Raw genomic sequence first — 16,983 nt, 5'->3', positions numbered from 1 at the left:
ATAGGACCCTACCGTCGTAGCCATGTGGACTTCGTGGATAACCGGCATGCTGACCGGATTGGCGCTCATCGTGGCGATCGGTGCCCAGAACGCCTTCGTCCTGCGGCAAGGGATCCGCCGCGAACACATCGGCGTGGTGGTGGCGGTGTGCATGGCCGGTGACGCGCTGCTGATCGTGGGCGGTACGGCCGGAATCGGGGCCGTGGTGACCCGCTTCCCCGAGGCGCTCGAAGTCCTGCGGTGGGCAGGGGCCGCCTACCTTTTGTGGTTCGCGGTCCGGTCCTTCCTGGCGGCAGCGAAGCCCTCAGTGTTGGCGGAGCAGGCGCCCCGGTCCAAACACTCGGTTTTCGCCACCACGGCGGCCCTCACATTCCTGAATCCCCACGTCTACCTGGACACCGTGGTGCTGCTCGGCAGCTTGGCCAACCAGCAGGGACCGGACCTCCGCTGGATCTTTGCCGCCGGCGCCGTGGCCGGAAGCATCCTGTGGTTCTCAGGGTTGGGGTACGGGGCGCGGGCCCTGGCGGGCGTCCTGGGCAGCCCGCGCACCTGGCGCTGGATCGATGCCGGCATCGGTGTTTTGATGCTGGTGCTGGCCGTCCGCCTGGTCCTTCACTGAAGTAGGCTGGAGCCAGATCCGCAGGGGAGAAACCATGACTGACCAGCCGTCCCAGGGGCCCGACTACCAGCGTCCCGACCGCCAGGGCAACGATGCGCCGTGGCCCAGCTACCAACCGCCGGCCCAATACGGCCAGACGCAGTATGGGCAAGGCCAGTATGGGCAGCCCCAGTACGGCCCAAGCTACAACCAGGGCCAGTTCAACCAGTCCCAGTACGGCCAGGGGCAATACTTCGGCCAGCCGGCCTACTACGGCAAGCCGGCCGAGCCAAAGACCCTGAGCATCGCCAGCATGGTCTGCGGCATCGCCTCGGTCATCATGGGCTGGCTGCTCCTTCCCCAGCTGGCCGCCATCATTACCGGCCACCTCGCCCTCAGGCGCGAGCCGTCCGGCAAGGGGATGTCCATCTCAGGCCTGGTACTGGGCTACCTGTGCCTGCTGGGCTACGGCGCCATCTGGTTGCTGCTCATCATCGGCCTCACCGTCGCCAGCACCACGGGTTCGAATTCCGGGACGTTCTAGGCGCCCTGCCCCCGCCGCGGGGCGGTTAAGGGTCGGTCACGAATAAAGTCCCCTCCGGGTGGACTGCTCCCCTGCGCATGGCAGGGGGACTGTTCCATGCGACGGGGATGCTGCCGCTACGAACCCGCGGTCGTGCCGCTAGCGGAGCAGTTCCACGTCCGAGACGAGGTCGATGTGCGCCAGCATGGCCTCCGTTGCTGCGGCCGGATCCTGCGCGCGGATGGCGTCGGCGATCCGGCGGTGTGACGCCAGTGACTGTTCCGGACGCCCGGGCTGGCCCAGCGATTCCATCCGGGTTTCCAGGATCATCTCGGCGATGAAGGCCATCAGCTGCGCCAGCACGGAGGAGTGCGCCGCCGCGGTTATGGCCTGGTGGAAGAGCTCATCGCCATGGGTGCCTCGATCGCCGTCGTTGATCTCCCGTGCCATGACGTCCAGGGCGTTGTCGATGGCGGCGAGGTCGTCTCCGGTCCGGCGTTCGGCGGCCAGTGCCGCGAGCTTCCCTTCCAGGGTGCTGCGGGCTTCGACGATCTCCGGCAGCCGGCTTTGGTGCTCGCGGAGGCCCTTGATGACGGATGCCACGCTGGGACGCCGTGCCAGGACTGCCCCTGTGCCGTGCTGCACGTCGATCACGCCCAGCACTTCGAGGGCCACGAGGGCTTGGGCCAGGGTGGCGCGGGAAACTCCCAGCCGCTCGGCAAGGTCGCGTTCGGCAGGCAGCAGGTCCCCGGGGCGGAGCTGGGCCGACTCGATGTAGGCGAGGATCTGCTCCACCAGCTGCTCATAGAGCCGGGGACGCGAGACCCGCTCCAGGCCTGCCCGTGCCGTCTTTTCCACAGTTCCTCCCGAGGTTCTCGGACCAGAATACCCCCTTCGTCTATTGACAGATAGACTCACTGTCTAAGAGGCTAGTCCAGTGAGCCAGTAACTCACGTCACATTCTTTCGTTCCAATGGAGGACCAACGATGTCCGCTCCTGTCTTATCGATCATCATCCTGGCGGCGATGTTCCTGCTCGCCACCATCCTGCCCCTCAACATGGGTGCCCTCGCCTTCGTGGGCGCCTTCCTGCTTGGCTCACTGGTGCTGGGCATGTCCACCAATGACATCCTTGCCAACTTCCCCGGCGGCCTCTTCCTGACGATCGTCGGAGTCACCTACCTGTTCGCCATCGCGCAAAACAACGGCACCATCGACCTCCTGGTCCGGGGCGCCGTCAAACTCGTGGGCAGCCGCGTTGCCCTGATCCCCTGGGTCATGTTCGCCATCACCGCCGTCATCACGGCCGTGGGCGCGCTGTCTCCCGCCGCCGTCGCCATCATTGCCCCGATTGCCCTCAGCTTCGCCGGAAAATACAAGATCAGCCCGTTGCTGATGGGCATGATGGTGATCCACGGTGCCCAGGCCGGCGGCTTCTCGCCCATCGCCGTCTACGGCGTCACCGTCAACGGCATCATTGCCAAGACCGATCTCGCCTTCAGCCCGGCAGCACTCTTCCTCTCAAGCTTCATCTTCAACCTGGTCATCTCCCTGGTCCTCTTTGTGGTCCTGGGCGGCAGGAACCTCATGTCCTCCAAGGTGGGTCAGTTCGTGGAGCAGGCCGCCGAGGCACGGATGGCAGTCAGCGTCGGCGCCAAAGCCGGCACCGATGTTCCGTTCAAAGGCTTCGGCTCCGGCATGTACGGCCCCCGCGACCCGGCAGGCGACGGCGTTGCCGCCACCAAGGAGCGCAAGGAGCGGATTCCGCAACTGGTCACCATTGCGGGCCTGGTCGCGCTGGCCGTCGTGGCCCTCGGGTTCAAGATGGACGTCGGCTTCGTGTCCATCACCATCGCGATCGTCCTTGCGCTGGTCTCGCCGGCGGCCCAGAAGGGTGCCATCAACAAGATCAGCTGGTCCACCGTGCTGCTCATCTGCGGCATGCTGACTTTCGTTGGTGTCCTGGAAGAAGCGGGCACCATCGAATTCGTCTCCGGCGGCGTGGCCGGCATGGGAATGCCGCTGCTGGCGGCCCTCATCATCTGCTTCATTGGCGCCATCGTGTCCGCCTTCGCCTCCTCCACCGCCATCCTGGCCGCGCTCATCCCGCTGGCCGTGCCCTTCCTCTCCACCGGTGAGATCGGCGCCATCGGCGTCATCTGCGCGCTCGCGGTCTCCGCCACGATCGTGGACGTCTCCCCGTTCTCCACCAACGGCGCCCTGGTCCTGGCCAATGCCCCGGAGGGCGTGGACAAGGACCGGTTCTACAAGAAGATCCTCGGCTACAGCGGCATCGTGATCGTGGCCGGACCCATCCTGGCCTGGCTGGCGCTGGTGGTCCCCGGCTGGCTCTAGCCGGCGCAGCCGCCCGCCACGCCGCCCGCACATGAGAAAGGAAACCCAAGCACATGAGCTCAGCCGAAAATTCCCGAGGCCCCCTGGCGGGGCACACCGTCGTCGACCTGAGCCGTGCACTGGCGGGGCCCCACGCCGGCATGATGCTGGCGGACCTCGGCGCCCGCGTGATCAAGGTGGAAAACCCCGGCACCGGGGATGACACCCGCGGCTGGGGGCCGCCCTTCGTGGGCCCGGAAGACGACCTGCAGTCCACCTATTTCATGTCCTGCAACCGCAACAAGGAATCCATCAGCCTGGACCTGAAGAGCCAGGACGGGCAGGCAGTGCTGCGCGGGTTGCTGGAGCGTGCGGACGTGGTCATCGAGAACTTCCGTCCCGGCGTGATGGACCGGCTGGGCTTCTCCACGGCCGCCATCCATGCGCTCAACCCCCGGCTGGTGATCCTGTCCATCACGGGTTTCGGCCATGACGGGCCCGAATCCCGGCGCAGCGGCTACGACCAGATCCTGCAGGGCGAGGCCGGACTCATGTCACTCACCGGCTCCGGGCCCGAAGACCCGCAGCGCGTCGGCGTTCCGATCGCAGACCTCCTTTCCGGCATGAACGGAGCCTTTGGCGTGCTGGCGGCGCTGGTGGAACGGAACCGCACCGGCCGCGGCCAGGTGGTGCGCACCTCCCTGTTGGCGTCACTGATCGGCGTCCACGCCTTCCAGGGCACCCGGACCACCGTGGCCGGCGAGGTTCCGCAGGCACAGGGCAACCACCACCCGTCCATCGCCCCGTACGGGCTGTTCACCTGCAAGGACGGCAGCGTGCAGATCAGCGTCGGCAGCGAGAAGCTCTGGCAGTCATTTGCGGCGGCCTTCGGCCTGGACCCGGCCGCGCCCGGATTCGCCAGCAACGCCGAACGTGTGCGGAACCGCGCCGGGGTGATTGCCGCCGTCGAACGCGCTTTCGCCGGCTACGGCGCGGCGGAACTGCTGGAGAAACTGAACGACGCCGGGATCCCGGCAGGGAAGGTGCGCTCCCTGGACGAGGTGTACGCGTGGGACCAGGTGGCCTCCCAAGGGCTCGTGGTGGACGTGGAGCATCCGCTGCTCGGAACCGTCAGCCTCCCCGGGCCCCCGCTGCGGTTCTTCGAACAGGGGGACACAGCCGAAACCACCGTGAAGGACCACGCCGCGCCGCCGCTGCTGGACGCGGACGGTCCTGCCATCCGCGCATGGCTCGGTTTGCCGGCTCCCGTGGCGGCCGGGGTGAACTAGCATGCCAACCACCGAAAAAGTGCGGCACCTGCGCGCCGCCGAACTGATCGACGCCGTGGTGGACCAGGATTCGTTTGTCTCCTGGGATACGCCGCCGCACCAGCCGGCGCTGTCCGAAGAGTATGCCCGTGACCTGGCCAAAGCCCGCGAACGCAGCGGAGCCGACGAATCGGTGCTCACCGGCACCGGGCTGATCCGGGGGCGCCGGGTGGCGCTGATCGTCAGCGAGTTTTCTTTCCTTGCCGGCTCCATCGGCCACGCCGCGGCACAGCGGATCGTTGCCGCCGTCGAACGGGCCACCTCGGAGGGACTGCCGCTGCTGGCGGGCCCGGCCTCCGGGGGAACCCGGATGCAGGAGGGGACGCCGGCGTTCCTGTCCATGGTCAAAATCACCGGAGCCGTCCGGGCGCACCGCCAGGCCGGCCTGCCCTACCTGGTCTACCTCCGGCACCCCACCACCGGCGGCGTGATGGCATCCTGGGGGTCGCTGGGCCACATCAATGTTGCCGAACCGGGCGCCCTGCTGGGATTCCTGGGCCCCCGGGTGTTCGAAGCACTGCATGGGGAGTCCTTCCCGGACAACGTGCAGGTGGCGGAAAACCTGTTCAACAAGGGGCTCATCGACGGCGTCGTGAAGCCCGAAGAGCTCGCGGAACTGGTGGCCCGGGCGCTGGACATCCTGGCGCCCCGGCGGGAGGCGGCGTCAGGGACGGTGGTCCGGCCCGCCGCACCGGCCACTTTGGCCGTGCGGCCGGCCCCCGTGGACGCCTGGACGTCGATCGGGATTTCGCGCCGGCCGCGGCGGCCGGACCTGCGCCAGCTCCTCAAGTTCGGCGCCAGCGACGCCCTGCCGCTGAACGGGACGGGGCAGGGGGAAAAGGACCCCGGGTTGCTGCTGGCGCTGGCCCGGTTCGGCAGCCGGTCCTGCATTGTGCTCGGCCATGCCCGCCCGCTGCGCAAGGACGCCGCCGGTATGGGGCCCGGGTCATTGCGGGAAGCGCGCCGCGGCATGAAGCTGGCCGAAGAACTGCGGCTCCCCCTGCTCACGGTCATCGACACCGCAGGCGCCGCGCTCTCCCAGGAGGCGGAAGAAGGCGGCCTCGCCGGCGAGATCGCACGCTCTTTGTACGAACTGATCGGCCTGGAATCGCCGTCCGTCTCGGTGCTGCTTGGCCAGGGTGCCGGGGGAGGGGCGCTGGCACTGCTGCCCGCGGACAGGACCATCGCCGCGCAGCACAGCTGGCTGTCGCCGCTGCCGCCCGAGGGCGCCAGTGCGATCGTGCACCGCACCACGGCCTTCGCGCCCGCGATGGCACAGGCGCAGGGCGTCAATGTGGCGGCGCTGTATGCGAACGGACTGGTGGACCACATTGTGGACGAGCGCGACGACGCGTCCCTGGAGCCGCGCGAATTCTGTGCCCGGATGGCCCGTGCCATCGAATACGAACTTGCATCCGTTGCCGACATCCCCGTGGCCGGGCTGGTGGGGGCGCGGTTCCGGAAGTACCGGAACCTGGGCGGCAACTGACGCAACGCACGGCCGGGGAGCCGCCGGCGGATTCGCTCCGGCGGCTCCGGCCGTCGCTTGCCCTAGCGGCGTTGACGGACCTTGGCGCGGTGGGCGGTGGCGCGCAGTTGCAGGATGCGCGCCCCACCTGCCACAGCCACCAGGACCCCGCCGGTGACGGCGGCAATGAAGAGTGCCATGCCCAGCGGGACAGACCCCTCAAAACCCAGGAACTGCACCATGGCCTGTTCCTGGTTCTGCAGGATGAAGATGATCAGCAGGATCAACAGGATCAGTGAGGCGACAACGCCAGCCCAGATGACGCCGGCGCGGGTAACTTTGCTTTCGGGTGTGCGGCCACCCGCTGCGGCTTTTTCCGTGCCCGCTGGTGGTGCTGGAACCGCGGGTGAATCCGGGGCATCCGGGGCATCCGGGGCGTAGGACGGCGCGCCACCGTAGGTTGCGTCCCGGCCGCCTGCCGCCCGGTCCGTGGCCGACGGCGTGACGTTGACGTCCGGGTCCGGCTGGCTGTTCGGTCCCGGCGTGTACTGTCCTTCGCTCATGCCCGTGTCCTTTCGCAGAATGCTAAGCATGCTTATGGTGCAACCATAGACGCCTGGGTTGCCGCAGCACAACGAGCGCGCCGCGCGCGTCTACTGCTGCATGAAAGGCAGGCTGGATTGGGAGCCCTGGGGAAGGAGGGGCCCCGACGGGAACCCCTCCTTGGACTACTGCCCCGGGCCGTGTAGGGCCGGGCGTCAGACCCTTTCCTTGCTCCGTTCGGCGGAGGGAGTCCCCGGCACAGGCGACCTGCGCCACTTCGGAAAGGCCCAGAACGTGAATTCCGGTGCCTTGGCCGGCTTCGGAGTTTCGTGGGTCTCAGGCCGCTCTTCAGGCCGGCGCCTGGTTTCTTTCCTGGCGTCCCACCCGAAGTCCTTGCTTGATGAATAGCACATCACAGACCTCCTCATGGTGACTGCCCTTTAATGGTCCTCCTGTTTGTTGCCGGAGTCGATACCGTGGTGGCCGGCGCCTGTCAGCGGCCGCCGGTCACCACGTCCTGCGCCTCCTGCGGGCGGTGGAACTCGCAGGGGCCGCCGTGGCGCAGCGGAAGGAGGCAGGCCCGGCCCGTCGGCAGGTGCACCAGGCCGCAGCGGCCGGCCATGGCCAGGTCCTCCCTGACGTTGGAGTTGCTCAGGTCCGGCCGCCCGTCGTCAGCAGTTTCTGTGGGGCCGGCGCCGGTGGCGTGCTGGTCAGCATTCATGGTGGTGCAGCTCCTCATTGGGCGGAAAGGCGTACGGAGGGTGCGAAAGGTGGTTTTTCCAGTCTGCGCCGCCGGGGTTACCGCCGGGTTAAGCGGGCGTTAGGTTCAGGTCAACAACACCACACCGCCGCGGCGCCTAGAAACCCAGTTGGTGCGCCACCTGCAGCAGGAGGGCTTCCGAGCCCATGGGACCCACCAGTTGGACGCCCATTGGGAGTCCGCTTCCGGCGGATCCACCGGTCCAGTGGACAGGGAGCGTTATGGCCGGCAATCCGCATACGTTCACCATCGAGGACCACGGCGCATATTCGCACTGCTTCCGGTAGTCGCCGTCCGCATCTCCTGGCCATTGCACGGCCGGCCAGCGTCCGCCGCCGTGGCCTGTTCCGGTGAACCAGCCCACGGGGCGGGGTGTCTGCGCCAGCGCGGGCATCATGATCAGGTCCCACTGGCCGTACTGCGCGACGGTGTCCTGCTGGAACTGCCGCAGGAACGCCAGGGCTTCGGCGAGCTTCGCCGGGCTGCGTTGTTGGGCCCGACGCCGGAAGGTCCGGGTCAACGGCGCCAGCAGCGCTTCGCGGGAGGGGCTGATCCGTGCAGAACCCACTCCTGCCGTCCAGGCGGTGGTGAAGGCATCGGGATAGCGGTTGTCGTACCGCACGGCAGCTTCGGCCAGGGTATGGCCGGCGTGTTCCAGGAGCCTTTCGCCTGCCCGGAGGGCATCGAGTGCTTCGGGTTCGATACTGAAGGGGAAGGTGCCGGACCAAGGGCTCTCCAGCGTGACGCCGATCCTCAACGGCGGCGGCTCCTGGCCTATGCCCGCGAGGTATTCGTTCCCCGGTGCCATGGCGTCCAGCATCAGGGCGGCATCCTTGGCGGTCCGGGCAAGGGGGCCCGGGACCACCAGCCGGGCCGGGTCACCGCTGCTTTCCCCGGCAGCCACCAGGCCACGGCCCGGCTTCAGCCCCACCAGGCCGCAGGCGGCTGCCGGAATCCTGACTGAACCACCGCCGTCGGTCCCTGGCGCGAAGGGCAGCAAGCCCGCCGCCACGGCGGCAGCGCTGCCGCCGGAGGACCCGCCCGAACTCCTGCTGGGTGCGTAAGGATTGCGCGACGGCGGCGCGATGCGGTTTTCGCTGTAAGCCGTCAGGCCGAACTCGGGTACTTGGGTCTTGCCCAGGGAAACCGCGCCTGCCTCCGTGAGGAGTGCCACCAGGGGAGCGTCCGCGGGAGCCGGTTTATGCTCGACGGCGGCGCTTCCGTGGGTGGTCACCACGCCCGCCACATCGGTGAGGTCCTTGAAGCCCAGCGGCATGCCGTGCAGCAGGGGGAGGTCGTCGGTACCGGTGCGGGAGTGGAGGTCATCAGCCGCCCGGGCCCGTTCCATGGCCTGGTCCGCGGTAACGGTGATGAAGGCCCCCAGCAACGGGTTCTGCCGGCTGATCCGCGCCAGGAAATGTGTGGTGGCCTCAGCAGCGGACACCGTCCCGGCGCGGAGGAGGTTCCGCAGGTCCAGCGCGGGCAGTTCGTGAAGTTCAGCCAAGGACCCGGCCCTCCGGCTCCTTGGCCGTGGACGGTCCGGCATCCCCGCCGACGTCCCGGCCGGGGCGCGACTGTAGCGGCGCCGGACGGGCAGGCTGCTGACGGGACATGGAAACCTCCTCGGGAGCCACCAGCCTAGCTTGCCGGTTTCCGCACCACCCGTGGTCGAAGGACTAGGCTTTAACGTGACTCTGATCCGCCACGACAGGACTCCGATGAGCGATTTTGATACCGTGCCCGTCCACGACATCCCGGCTGATGCCGTCATCTTGGACGTCCGGGAGGACTACGAGTGGGTCGCCGGGCATGCCGACGGTGCACTCCACATCCCCATGGACCAGATCCCGGCCCGGCTGGGCGAACTTGATCCGGATGAGGACGTGTATGTCATCTGCCGGACCGGCGGAAGGTCGTTCCGTGTTGCCCAGTGGCTCACGGGCCAGGGGTACACCGCCATCAACGTCTCCGGCGGGATGGACCAGTGGCTCGAATCGGGCAAACCCTTGGTCTCCGACAACGGACTCAAGCCGCTGGTGCTTTAGTGCACGGCAGTCCCCCCACCTACGCGTTCCTCGGACCCGAGGGCACGTTCACCGAGGCTGCCCTGTTGCAGGTACCCGGTGCGCAAGAAGCAGTCCGGGTGCCGGCGCCGAACGTCAATGCCGCCCTGGACCAAGTGCGCAGCGGTTCTGCCGACGCTGCCATGGTTCCGATTGAAAATTCGGTCGAAGGCGGCGTCACCGCCACCCTCGACGCGATAGCGAGCGGCCAAGAGCTGCGGATCATCCGCGAGGTCCTGGTACCCATCAGCTTCGTCCTGGTGACCCGGCCTGGCGTGCGCAGGGAGGACGTACGGCGCGTGTCCACCCATGGCCACGCGTGGGCCCAGTGCCGGATGTGGATGGAAAATAACATGCCCGGCGCGGAATATGTTCCGGGGTCTTCAACCGCGGCCGCGGCCATGGGACTGCTGGACGGTGACTGCCATTACGATGCCGCCATCTGTGCGCCGCTCGTAGCGCAAGCGCATCCGGGCCTGCAGGTCTTGGCGGAAAACATTGGTGACAATCCGGGCGCCGTGACGCGCTTCATCCTCGTGAGCCGTCCAGGTGTCCTTCCGGAACGCACCGGCGCGGACAAGACCACGCTTGTCGTCCCGCTGCCGGAGGACCGTCCGGGTGCGCTGATGGAGATCCTCGACCAGTTTGCCAGCCGCGGCGTCAACCTCAGCCGGATCGAATCGCGTCCCACCGGGCAGTACCTGGGCCACTACTTCTTCAGCATCGACGCGGATGGCCACGCCGGCGAGGCACGTGTTGCGGATGCCCTGGCGGGACTGCACCGGATCAGCCCCGGGACCCGTTTCCTGGGTTCGTATGCCCGGGCGGACAGGCAGGCCACGGCCGTGGCGGCGCATACTTCCGATGCCGCCTTCTCGGCGGCCCGGGAGTGGGTCGGATCCATACTTGACGCGGCATCCACCGCAGGTGAAAGCGGTTCCGGATCTTCGCCCACAGCGTAGGCAAATTGCCTTTCGGACTACTTCCGCGGGGTGTGCACAATGCGTATGCTTGCTTGATCCACACGGGGTATGGCCCCTAATGAAGGGAGCGGGTCATGACCAGCACCACTGACAATGACGGCCAGGGGATGATCGTCAACCCCAAGCCTGCCGCAGACAACCAGGACTGGGACGGCGACGATGCTGACCGCGCGGACCGCCTGCGTTTCGAAGAGGAACAGGCAATGATCCGTGAACAGTCCGAGGCCCATGCCGCTGCCAAAGCAGCAGCTGAGGCGGAGAAGAAGGACGCCGGCGCCTGATCCACGTGAGCCGGCCGGTCAGGCCGGCCCGGCATTTCCCCAGCCGCTGACGGGCCTTGCACGCCTAGACGCGGGTTTTCGCCTGCCCCGGGCCACCCGGCTCGTGTGCCTTGACCCTTACCAGCAATGACTTCGGTTCCACCTGGACGGTGAGTTGGGTCGCTTCCCCGGACGTGTCGCCATCGATTTGGGTGGGCATGGGCTCGGGACACTTGATGACCACCTTGACCGACCTGTAGACCGTCATGATCGGCAGTTTCCCGCTGTGCTTGAACATGATCTTCATGTACATCAGCAGCCAGCCCAGGGCGCTGCGGGGACTCATGACCACCACGTCCAGCATGCCGTCGTCAATCATTGCCTGCGGAATGAAGTCGATGCCGCCGGGCACCAGCCCGCAGTTGGCAAAAAGTACGCTGCGGATGTTCCGCACCTGCTCCGGGCTGCCGTCCAGCGAAATGGACACCTTTTTCCGCCGGCCCGGGAGGTGCCGGACGCCCGCCTCGGTGTAGGCGAGCCAGCCCACCGCCTTCTTCAAACCGTCGTTGGTGTCCGCCAGGACTTCCGCGTCCATGCCAATCCCGGCAATGACCAGGAAGACGTGCTCGGAGTAGTGCCCGGTGCGGGAGTTCTCAATGGCCATCCGGGCGGTGTCGATGTAGCGCTGCCGCCCAAACAGCGCCGTCTGAACGTTCCCGTGGAGGTCGTTCACGTCAAGGTCGACGTTCCTGGCCAGCAGGTTGCCGGTCCCCAGCGGTATCAAACCCATGGCAACATCGGTGTGCGCGAGGGCCTCGGCCACCACGCGGACCGTGCCATCCCCGCCGCCCACCAGGACGACGTCGGGCTTGCCGGCCAAGGCAGCCTGCATCTGGGAAAAGCCGGGGTCGTCCGCGGTTGTTTCGAAAAAGGCCGGTTCCTCCCAGCCGGCTGCCAGGCAGGCGCGCTGGATGGTGGCCTTTGCTTCCTCTGCCCGCGCCTTGATCGGATTGAGGACCACGGCCACCCGCTGCTGCGCCAGGCCCGGATCGTAGGCTTCGCCGGCCACTGTGCTGCGCACGTGCAGGGCCTGCAGGCGCCGGACCCCCCACCAGCTGGAGGTGGCGAAGGCAAGGGCCACCGCAATCAGCAGGTAAAGAATCCAGTCGCTCATGGTGGTTCAACAGTAGCCCGGCGTGCGGCGGCCCGGCGCACGGGGCCTGCCGCCCGCCGTCGTGCGCGGTATTGGATACCCTTGTCTGGTGATCGACGTAAAAGACCTCAGCGAAAACCCGGACAAGTTCCGTGCCAGCCAGCGCGCCCGCGGCGCGGACGAATCAGTGGTGGACGCGATCATCTCCGCGGATGCCGCGCGCCGCGCCGCCCTGATCCGCTTCGAAAACCTCCGCGCCGAGCAGAACGCCTTCGGTAAGAAGGTGGCGCAGGCCAAGGGTGAAGAGAAGCAGGCACTGCTGGCAGAGGTCAAGGAGCTGGCCAACTCCGTCAAGGCGGCCTCCGCCGAGGCCGATGCCGCGCAGACCAAGCAGGAAGAGCTGCTGCGCACCGTCCCCAACCTGGTGGAGGATGGTGTTCCCGAAGGCGGCGAGGACGACTACGTGGTGGTCAAGACCGTCGGCACCCCGCGCGAGTTCCCGGACTTTGAGCCCAAGGACCACCTGGAGATCGGTGAGCTGATCGGCGCGATTGACATGGAACGCGGCGCCAAGGTCTCCGGTGCCCGCTTCTACTTCCTCCGCGGCGTTGGAGCCCGGCTGGAAATGGCGCTGCTGCAGATGGCCATGGACCAGGCCATTGAAGCGGGCTTTATCCCCATGATCACCCCCACGCTGGTGCGTCCGGAGACGATGCAGGGCACGGGCTTCGATGTGAAGCACGACGCCGAGATCTACCGACTCGCCGAAGACGACCTGTACCTGGTGGGCACCTCCGAGGTGGCCCTGGCCGGCTACCACGCGGACGAGATCCTGGACTTCTCCAAGGGCCCCATCCGCTACGCCGGGCAAAGCTCCTGCTACCGCCGCGAGGCCGGCTCGCACGGCAAGGACACCCGCGGCATCATCCGCGTGCACCAGTTCAACAAGGTGGAAATGTTCATTTACACCACGGTCGAAGAAGCCGCCGCCGAGCATCAGCGCCTGCTGGCCTGGGAAGAGGAGATGCTGGCCAAGTGCGAGCTGCCGTACCGGGTCATCGACACCGCGGCGGGCGACCTCGGCATGTCCGCGGCCCGGAAGTACGACTGCGAAGCGTGGGTCCCCACCCAGGGCGCCTACCGCGAGCTGACCTCCACCTCAAACTGCACCACGTTCCAGGCGCGCCGCCTCAACATCCGTGAGCGCGCGGTCAACGCTGACGGCGTCGCCAAGGGCACCCGCGCCGTGGCCACCCTGAACGGCACCCTGGCCACCACCCGCTGGATCGTGGCGCTGCTGGAGCACCACCAGAACGCGGACGGCTCGGTCAACGTACCCAAGGCGCTGCAGAAGTACCTCGGCGGGCTCGAGGTTCTGCCGGTCCTGTAGAGGCCGTCCCTTTTCATAAGCTTGTTCGCGCGACCAGTCCTTCACCGATCGGATGCGCGAACAAGCTTTGGTTTCGCCCAGAACTGTCCACATACGGCCGCGGGCGAACCGTCCGGCAGGCTCCAGCCCCGCATCCTTGGGATATGGAGATACCACCTGGCCTGATTGATACTGCCGCCATACTCCGCACCGGCGTCGGCACTGATGCCCTGCACCGCGCCTTCAAGGCCGGGCAGCTCGTACGGCTCCGGCGAGGCTTCTACGTGCGGACCAATGACTGGATCAGTGCCACGCCCGCACAACGCTTCGCGTGGTCGACGGCGGCGATTGCGAGATCCGTCAGCGGCGCGGTCCTCTGTGGGCAGACGGCTGCATGGGCCATCGGCCTTCCAACACTGGGCGACCCCCAATGTGTGGAGTTGGCAACCAGCCTGCCGGGCCGCAGCGGGATCAGGAAGTCGCCGTTCGTGGTCCTCGGCACGGACAAGGCCGCCCGGGAAGCGCGGGAGGTGCGGTCCTACCCCCTCCAATACCGGCTAAAGCAGGTACATGAACCTGTGCGCCACGGCGAATTCCTCAGTCTCGGGCTGGTGGAGACCACTTTGGACATCATGGCAACCCGCAGCCTGAGCCAGGCGCTGGTTGTTGCTGACGGAGCCGCACGAAAGCTCCACAAGGCTGGCCGAATGCCCGCTGATGCCAGCTTGTGGTCGCTTCAGGACATCCGGGACGGGATCCGGGCGCTTCCGCACGCTTCCGCCGCGGCACGTGCCGAACGCGCCGCTTCCCTTGCCAGCCCGTTGTCGGAATCTGTAGGGGAGTCCTACAGCAGGGCAGTCTTCGAGTTCCTTGGCTTTGAGCAGCCTGTCCTTCAGCGCACATTTGCCGACCGGGAGGGTGTCATTGGGAGGACTGATTGCTGGTGGCCGAACCCAGGGGTGGTTGGCGAATTCGACGGCAAAGGCAAGTATGTTCAGGCCGCCCTGCGCGGAGGAATCACCGCCGAGGAGGCGGTCTATCGGGAGAAGATCCGTGAGGACCGGATCCGGTCACTTGGTCATGGCTTCGTCCGCTGGCGCTGGGCCGACTTGCAGAATCCTGACCGGCTACGCGCCAAACTCCTGGCTGCCGGCATCCGGAGCAGGTGAGTGCCCCTACCCCCGGTTATACCTCAGCTTGTTCGCGAATCAGATTCTAGAAGGGTGTCCTCTGCGATCAAGCCTCTGACAGGCGGTACCGCGGAACCACCGGTGACCCGCCTCGAGGTGCGGAAACCCGCAGTTAATCAACAGTTCAGTAAAGCTGTGTCCTGCGTCCTAGCGCCTGTCAGTGACGTCTGCTTCACTGTTTCAATGACAACGCTGACTGAAACCTCAGTCGCCGGCAACGATGACCGGCGAGAGAACAACCAAGACGACACCAACACCTACGGCTTTTCGGGAATCGGCCAGAAGCTGATGGTCGCGCTGGACGTAGACGGTACCCTGGTGGACCACGACGGCCACATGACGCCGGGCGTGCGGGACGCGGCGCAGGCGGTAGTGGCGGCCGGGCACGAGGTAATGATCGCCACCGGCCGCTCCTTGAATGCCACCCTCCCCGTCATCGAAAAGATCGGCATAGAGCGCGGCTACGCTGTTTGCTGCAACGGCGGCGTGACCCTCCGGCTCCACCCCGAACTGGCCAACGGCTACGAGGTCATCCACAAAGCCACCTTCGACCCCGGGCCTGCCCTGAGGGCCCTCCGGGAACGGCTTCCCTCTGCCAAGTACGCGCTGGAGGACGCCGATGGAAACTTCCTCTCCACGGAACGGTTCCAGGACGCCAGCTTCGGTGTCGAGGCCGTAGGCGTCGACTTCCACACCATGCTGGAGGCCACCGCGGTGCGCGTGGTGGTGTTCAGTACTGAAAACACGCCCGAGGAATTCAACGAAGCCATCGACCACGTGGGACTGGCCGGGGTGACCTACTCGGTGGGCTGGACCGCATGGCTGGATATCGCAGCGGCAGGGGTGACCAAGGCCAGCGCCCTGGAGAACCTTCGGCTCCGGCTCGGGATCGAGCAGCACCGCACCGTGGCCGTTGGAGATGGCCGGAACGATATCGAGATGCTCAGCTGGGCCGGCCGCGGAGTTGCCATGGGGCAGGCTCCGGAGGAAGTGATTGCGGCGGCCGATGAGGTCACCCACTCGGTGTTCGACGACGGCGCCGCCCACGTACTGCGCAGCCTCCTCTGACCTGCCTACTCCGGCAGCCCGGATTCCAGCCGGCACCGGGCGCCAAGGCAGAATAGGACCATGACCCTTACGACGTTCGCCCTCGTCCGCCATGGCCAGACCGACTGGAATGCCGAACGCCGGCTGCAGGGTGCCACCGATATCCCCCTGAACGACGTCGGACGCGGCCAGGCACGTGACGCCGTCGCCGTCCTGGCCCCGTACGAATGGGACGTGATTGTCTCCTCCCCGCTGAGCCGGGCCGCCGAGACCGCGGACCTGATCGCCGAAGGATTGGGGCTCGCGGTGGCCCGGCGCATCCCCGAGCTGACCGAGCGCAGCTTCGGACCGGCCGAAGGAATGCAGGCCGGCCCCGAACTTGAGGCGCTGCGAGTGCCCGGCGGGTTCAAGGGTGCTGAAAGCGAAGCCGAGGCGGCGGACCGTGGCCTCGCCGCGCTTGAGGCATTGGCGGAGGAATTCCGTGGGCAGCGGATACTGGTGGTGGCGCACGGCACCCTGCTGCGGGTCAGCCTCAGCCGTGCCATCGGCCAGACCTTGGCCAGCGTGGACAACGCCGCCCTGAACGTGGCACACCACCATGCTGTGGACGGGTGGAAGCTTGAGTATTTCAACGGTGAACCGATGATGGCGGCCGCGGGAGCCTGAACAGCCTCCTGACGGGGGCTAAGCAGGCCTGCCCCAGCGCAGGGCGGGCCTTGCTACCTCGCTTCGAGGATCAGGGCCAGCAGCCTCGCTGCCGCGGGCCGGGCGGAATGTTCCTCGTTCCACTGCGCCCGGGACACTGCCTTGCTGACAGCCTGGGTGGTGATGCCCAGTTCCTGCGCCACCGCTTTTTGCTGGCCGCGGACCCCGGGCGTCAGCAGGTCCAGCACCCGCCATTCGGCGCCGGAACGGTCCCGGACAATGTGTCCGAGCAGCCGCAGCACGGCCTCCGCGTCATGGGCCACGTCGGCCAGGGGCCCCTCCACTGCAACCGGAATCCGCTCCTTGCTGCTGCGGAGCCGGTCCACGGCCCTGCGCGCGTAGACCAGGCCATGGCCGGTGGCGTCCTTGATTTGGTTGGGCAGCGGCTCGTCCACCGGCCCGGCGCCGATTCCCACGTACCAGGATCCGCTGCGCAAAGCGATCAGCGCCGCCTCCACAGCCTGGTGCGGGCAGTCCACCACACCCTGCACTTCATCCTCGACGGACCGGTCAAAATCCAGGCGCGCAGGGATATGTCGCAGCGCTTTGAGCAGCTGCGGCACCTGGTCGCCGTCGCGCCGGCTGTCAGTCTGGTTGATGGTCAGCGTGAACATTCTGGGTACACACTACCCGGAAGTAGAAATGACGAAACCGCCGCG

General features: G+C 67.1%; 18 protein-coding genes. 12 read left to right on the top strand and 6 right to left on the bottom strand.

Translation table 11 applies throughout. From position 1 onward, the window contains the following. Positions 1-46: 46 nt before the first annotated feature. Together DFO47_RS08460 and DFO47_RS08455 are read left to right on the top strand one after the other, a co-directional pair. Positions 47-619: a LysE/ArgO family amino acid transporter gene (locus DFO47_RS08460; RefSeq protein ID WP_133831328.1), complete on the top strand. Its 573-nt coding sequence runs from the start codon at positions 47-49 to the stop codon at positions 617-619. A gap of 34 nt (positions 620-653) precedes the next feature. After that, complete coding sequence (locus DFO47_RS08455) at positions 654-1,142, top strand: DUF4190 domain-containing protein (protein ID WP_133831327.1); 489 nt, start codon at positions 654-656, stop codon at positions 1,140-1,142. 138 nt (positions 1,143-1,280) lie between these two features. Here DFO47_RS08455 and DFO47_RS08450 read toward each other — a convergent pair whose 3' ends face one another. Then, the gene (locus DFO47_RS08450) at positions 1,281-1,979 is read right to left on the bottom strand and encodes a FadR/GntR family transcriptional regulator (protein ID WP_018762683.1); all 699 of its coding nucleotides are present in this window, start codon (positions 1,977-1,979) and stop codon (positions 1,281-1,283) included. A gap of 129 nt (positions 1,980-2,108) precedes the next feature. On the opposite strand from DFO47_RS08450, the gene DFO47_RS08445 reads away from it, so the two are divergent. From DFO47_RS08445 to DFO47_RS08435, 3 genes are read left to right on the top strand one after another with little or no spacing between them, the layout of a single operon-like run. Next, complete coding sequence (locus DFO47_RS08445; protein WP_133831326.1) at positions 2,109-3,476, top strand: SLC13 family permease; 1,368 nt, start codon at positions 2,109-2,111, stop codon at positions 3,474-3,476. Between the two features lie 53 nt (positions 3,477-3,529). After that, a complete protein-coding gene (locus DFO47_RS08440) occupies positions 3,530-4,744 on the top strand; it encodes a CoA transferase (protein WP_133831325.1) in 1,215 nt (404 codons plus the stop codon). A gap of 1 nt (position 4,745) precedes the next feature. Continuing rightward, positions 4,746-6,272, top strand: coding sequence for a carboxyl transferase domain-containing protein (locus DFO47_RS08435; protein ID WP_133831324.1), 1,527 nt, complete (start codon positions 4,746-4,748; stop codon positions 6,270-6,272). Between the two features lie 62 nt (positions 6,273-6,334). Here the strand turns inward: DFO47_RS08435 and DFO47_RS08430 are convergent, their stop codons facing one another. The 3 genes from DFO47_RS08430 to DFO47_RS08415 form a co-directional block, all read right to left on the bottom strand. Then, positions 6,335-6,814, bottom strand: a complete 480-nt coding sequence (locus tag DFO47_RS08430; RefSeq protein WP_133831323.1) for a lipopolysaccharide assembly protein LapA domain-containing protein — start codon at positions 6,812-6,814, stop codon at positions 6,335-6,337. Positions 6,815-7,287: 473 nt separating this feature from the next. Further along, the gene (locus DFO47_RS08420; protein ID WP_133831322.1) at positions 7,288-7,515 is read right to left on the bottom strand and encodes a hypothetical protein; all 228 of its coding nucleotides are present in this window, start codon (positions 7,513-7,515) and stop codon (positions 7,288-7,290) included. Positions 7,516-7,651: 136 nt separating this feature from the next. Further along, positions 7,652-9,058, bottom strand: coding sequence for an amidase (locus DFO47_RS08415; RefSeq protein ID WP_133831321.1), 1,407 nt, complete (start codon positions 9,056-9,058; stop codon positions 7,652-7,654). Positions 9,059-9,272: 214 nt separating this feature from the next. Between DFO47_RS08415 and DFO47_RS08410 the strand changes: the two genes are divergently transcribed. The 3 genes from DFO47_RS08410 (at position 9,273) to DFO47_RS08400 (ending at position 10,881) form a co-directional block, all read left to right on the top strand. After that, positions 9,273-9,599, top strand: a complete 327-nt coding sequence (locus tag DFO47_RS08410) for a rhodanese-like domain-containing protein (protein ID WP_018762675.1) — start codon at positions 9,273-9,275, stop codon at positions 9,597-9,599. After that, positions 9,599-10,579, top strand: a complete 981-nt coding sequence (gene pheA, locus DFO47_RS08405) for a prephenate dehydratase (protein WP_133831320.1) — start codon at positions 9,599-9,601, stop codon at positions 10,577-10,579. Before DFO47_RS08410 ends, pheA begins: the two co-directional genes overlap by 1 nt. A gap of 95 nt (positions 10,580-10,674) precedes the next feature. Then, on the top strand, positions 10,675-10,881 hold the full coding sequence (locus DFO47_RS08400) for a hypothetical protein (RefSeq protein WP_018762673.1): 207 nt from the start codon (positions 10,675-10,677) through the stop codon (positions 10,879-10,881). Positions 10,882-10,945: 64 nt separating this feature from the next. Here DFO47_RS08400 and DFO47_RS08395 read toward each other — a convergent pair whose 3' ends face one another. Then, on the bottom strand, positions 10,946-12,034 hold the full coding sequence (locus DFO47_RS08395) for a diacylglycerol kinase family protein (protein ID WP_133831319.1): 1,089 nt from the start codon (positions 12,032-12,034) through the stop codon (positions 10,946-10,948). Between the two features lie 88 nt (positions 12,035-12,122). Here DFO47_RS08395 and serS point away from each other — a divergent pair, with 88 nt between their 5' ends. The 4 genes from serS (at position 12,123) to DFO47_RS08375 (ending at position 16,285) form a co-directional block, all read left to right on the top strand. Next, positions 12,123-13,403: a serine--tRNA ligase gene (serS, locus tag DFO47_RS08390; RefSeq protein ID WP_133831318.1), complete on the top strand. Its 1,281-nt coding sequence runs from the start codon at positions 12,123-12,125 to the stop codon at positions 13,401-13,403. Between the two features lie 143 nt (positions 13,404-13,546). Beyond that, on the top strand, positions 13,547-14,551 hold the full coding sequence (locus tag DFO47_RS08385; protein WP_133831317.1) for a type IV toxin-antitoxin system AbiEi family antitoxin domain-containing protein: 1,005 nt from the start codon (positions 13,547-13,549) through the stop codon (positions 14,549-14,551). Positions 14,552-14,755: 204 nt separating this feature from the next. After that, positions 14,756-15,640, top strand: coding sequence for an HAD family hydrolase (locus DFO47_RS08380; RefSeq protein ID WP_133831316.1), 885 nt, complete (start codon positions 14,756-14,758; stop codon positions 15,638-15,640). 60 nt (positions 15,641-15,700) lie between these two features. Next, positions 15,701-16,285 carry a histidine phosphatase family protein gene (locus DFO47_RS08375; protein ID WP_133831315.1) on the top strand — a complete coding sequence of 195 codons (585 nt, stop codon included), beginning with the start codon at positions 15,701-15,703 and terminating at the stop codon, positions 16,283-16,285. Between the two features lie 53 nt (positions 16,286-16,338). Here DFO47_RS08375 and DFO47_RS08370 read toward each other — a convergent pair whose 3' ends face one another. Continuing rightward, positions 16,339-16,938 carry a hypothetical protein gene (locus DFO47_RS08370; protein ID WP_018762667.1) on the bottom strand — a complete coding sequence of 200 codons (600 nt, stop codon included), beginning with the start codon at positions 16,936-16,938 and terminating at the stop codon, positions 16,339-16,341. Positions 16,939-16,983 lie beyond the last annotated feature (45 nt).

It is taken from the genome of Arthrobacter sp. AG258 (assembly GCF_004364695.1).
GTDB lineage: Bacteria > Actinomycetota > Actinomycetes > Actinomycetales > Micrococcaceae > Arthrobacter.
Note: the sequence above shows the minus strand (reverse complement) of the source record. Positions and strands in the feature narration are given on the sequence as shown.

Excerpts from the sequence above, each read along its gene's own strand:
- DFO47_RS08460 (WP_133831328.1), top strand. The coding sequence starts at position 47 with ATGCTGACCGGATTGGCGCTCATCGTGGCGATCGGTGCCCAGAACGCC.
- DFO47_RS08455 (WP_133831327.1), top strand. The coding sequence starts at position 654 with ATGACTGACCAGCCGTCCCAGGGGCCCGACTACCAGCGTCCCGACCGC.
- DFO47_RS08445 (WP_133831326.1), top strand. The coding sequence starts at position 2,109 with ATGTCCGCTCCTGTCTTATCGATCATCATCCTGGCGGCGATGTTCCTG.
- DFO47_RS08440 (WP_133831325.1), top strand. The coding sequence starts at position 3,530 with ATGAGCTCAGCCGAAAATTCCCGAGGCCCCCTGGCGGGGCACACCGTC.
- DFO47_RS08435 (WP_133831324.1), top strand. The coding sequence starts at position 4,746 with ATGCCAACCACCGAAAAAGTGCGGCACCTGCGCGCCGCCGAACTGATC.
- DFO47_RS08430 (WP_133831323.1), bottom strand. The coding sequence starts at position 6,814 with ATGAGCGAAGGACAGTACACGCCGGGACCGAACAGCCAGCCGGACCCG.
- DFO47_RS08420 (WP_133831322.1), bottom strand. The coding sequence starts at position 7,515 with ATGAATGCTGACCAGCACGCCACCGGCGCCGGCCCCACAGAAACTGCT.
- DFO47_RS08410 (WP_018762675.1), top strand. The coding sequence starts at position 9,273 with ATGAGCGATTTTGATACCGTGCCCGTCCACGACATCCCGGCTGATGCC.
- DFO47_RS08400 (WP_018762673.1), top strand. The coding sequence starts at position 10,675 with ATGACCAGCACCACTGACAATGACGGCCAGGGGATGATCGTCAACCCC.
- DFO47_RS08395 (WP_133831319.1), bottom strand. The coding sequence starts at position 12,034 with ATGAGCGACTGGATTCTTTACCTGCTGATTGCGGTGGCCCTTGCCTTC.
- DFO47_RS08385 (WP_133831317.1), top strand. The coding sequence starts at position 13,547 with ATGGAGATACCACCTGGCCTGATTGATACTGCCGCCATACTCCGCACC.
- DFO47_RS08380 (WP_133831316.1), top strand. The coding sequence starts at position 14,756 with ATGACAACGCTGACTGAAACCTCAGTCGCCGGCAACGATGACCGGCGA.
- DFO47_RS08375 (WP_133831315.1), top strand. The coding sequence starts at position 15,701 with ATGACCCTTACGACGTTCGCCCTCGTCCGCCATGGCCAGACCGACTGG.
- DFO47_RS08370 (WP_018762667.1), bottom strand. The coding sequence starts at position 16,938 with ATGTTCACGCTGACCATCAACCAGACTGACAGCCGGCGCGACGGCGAC.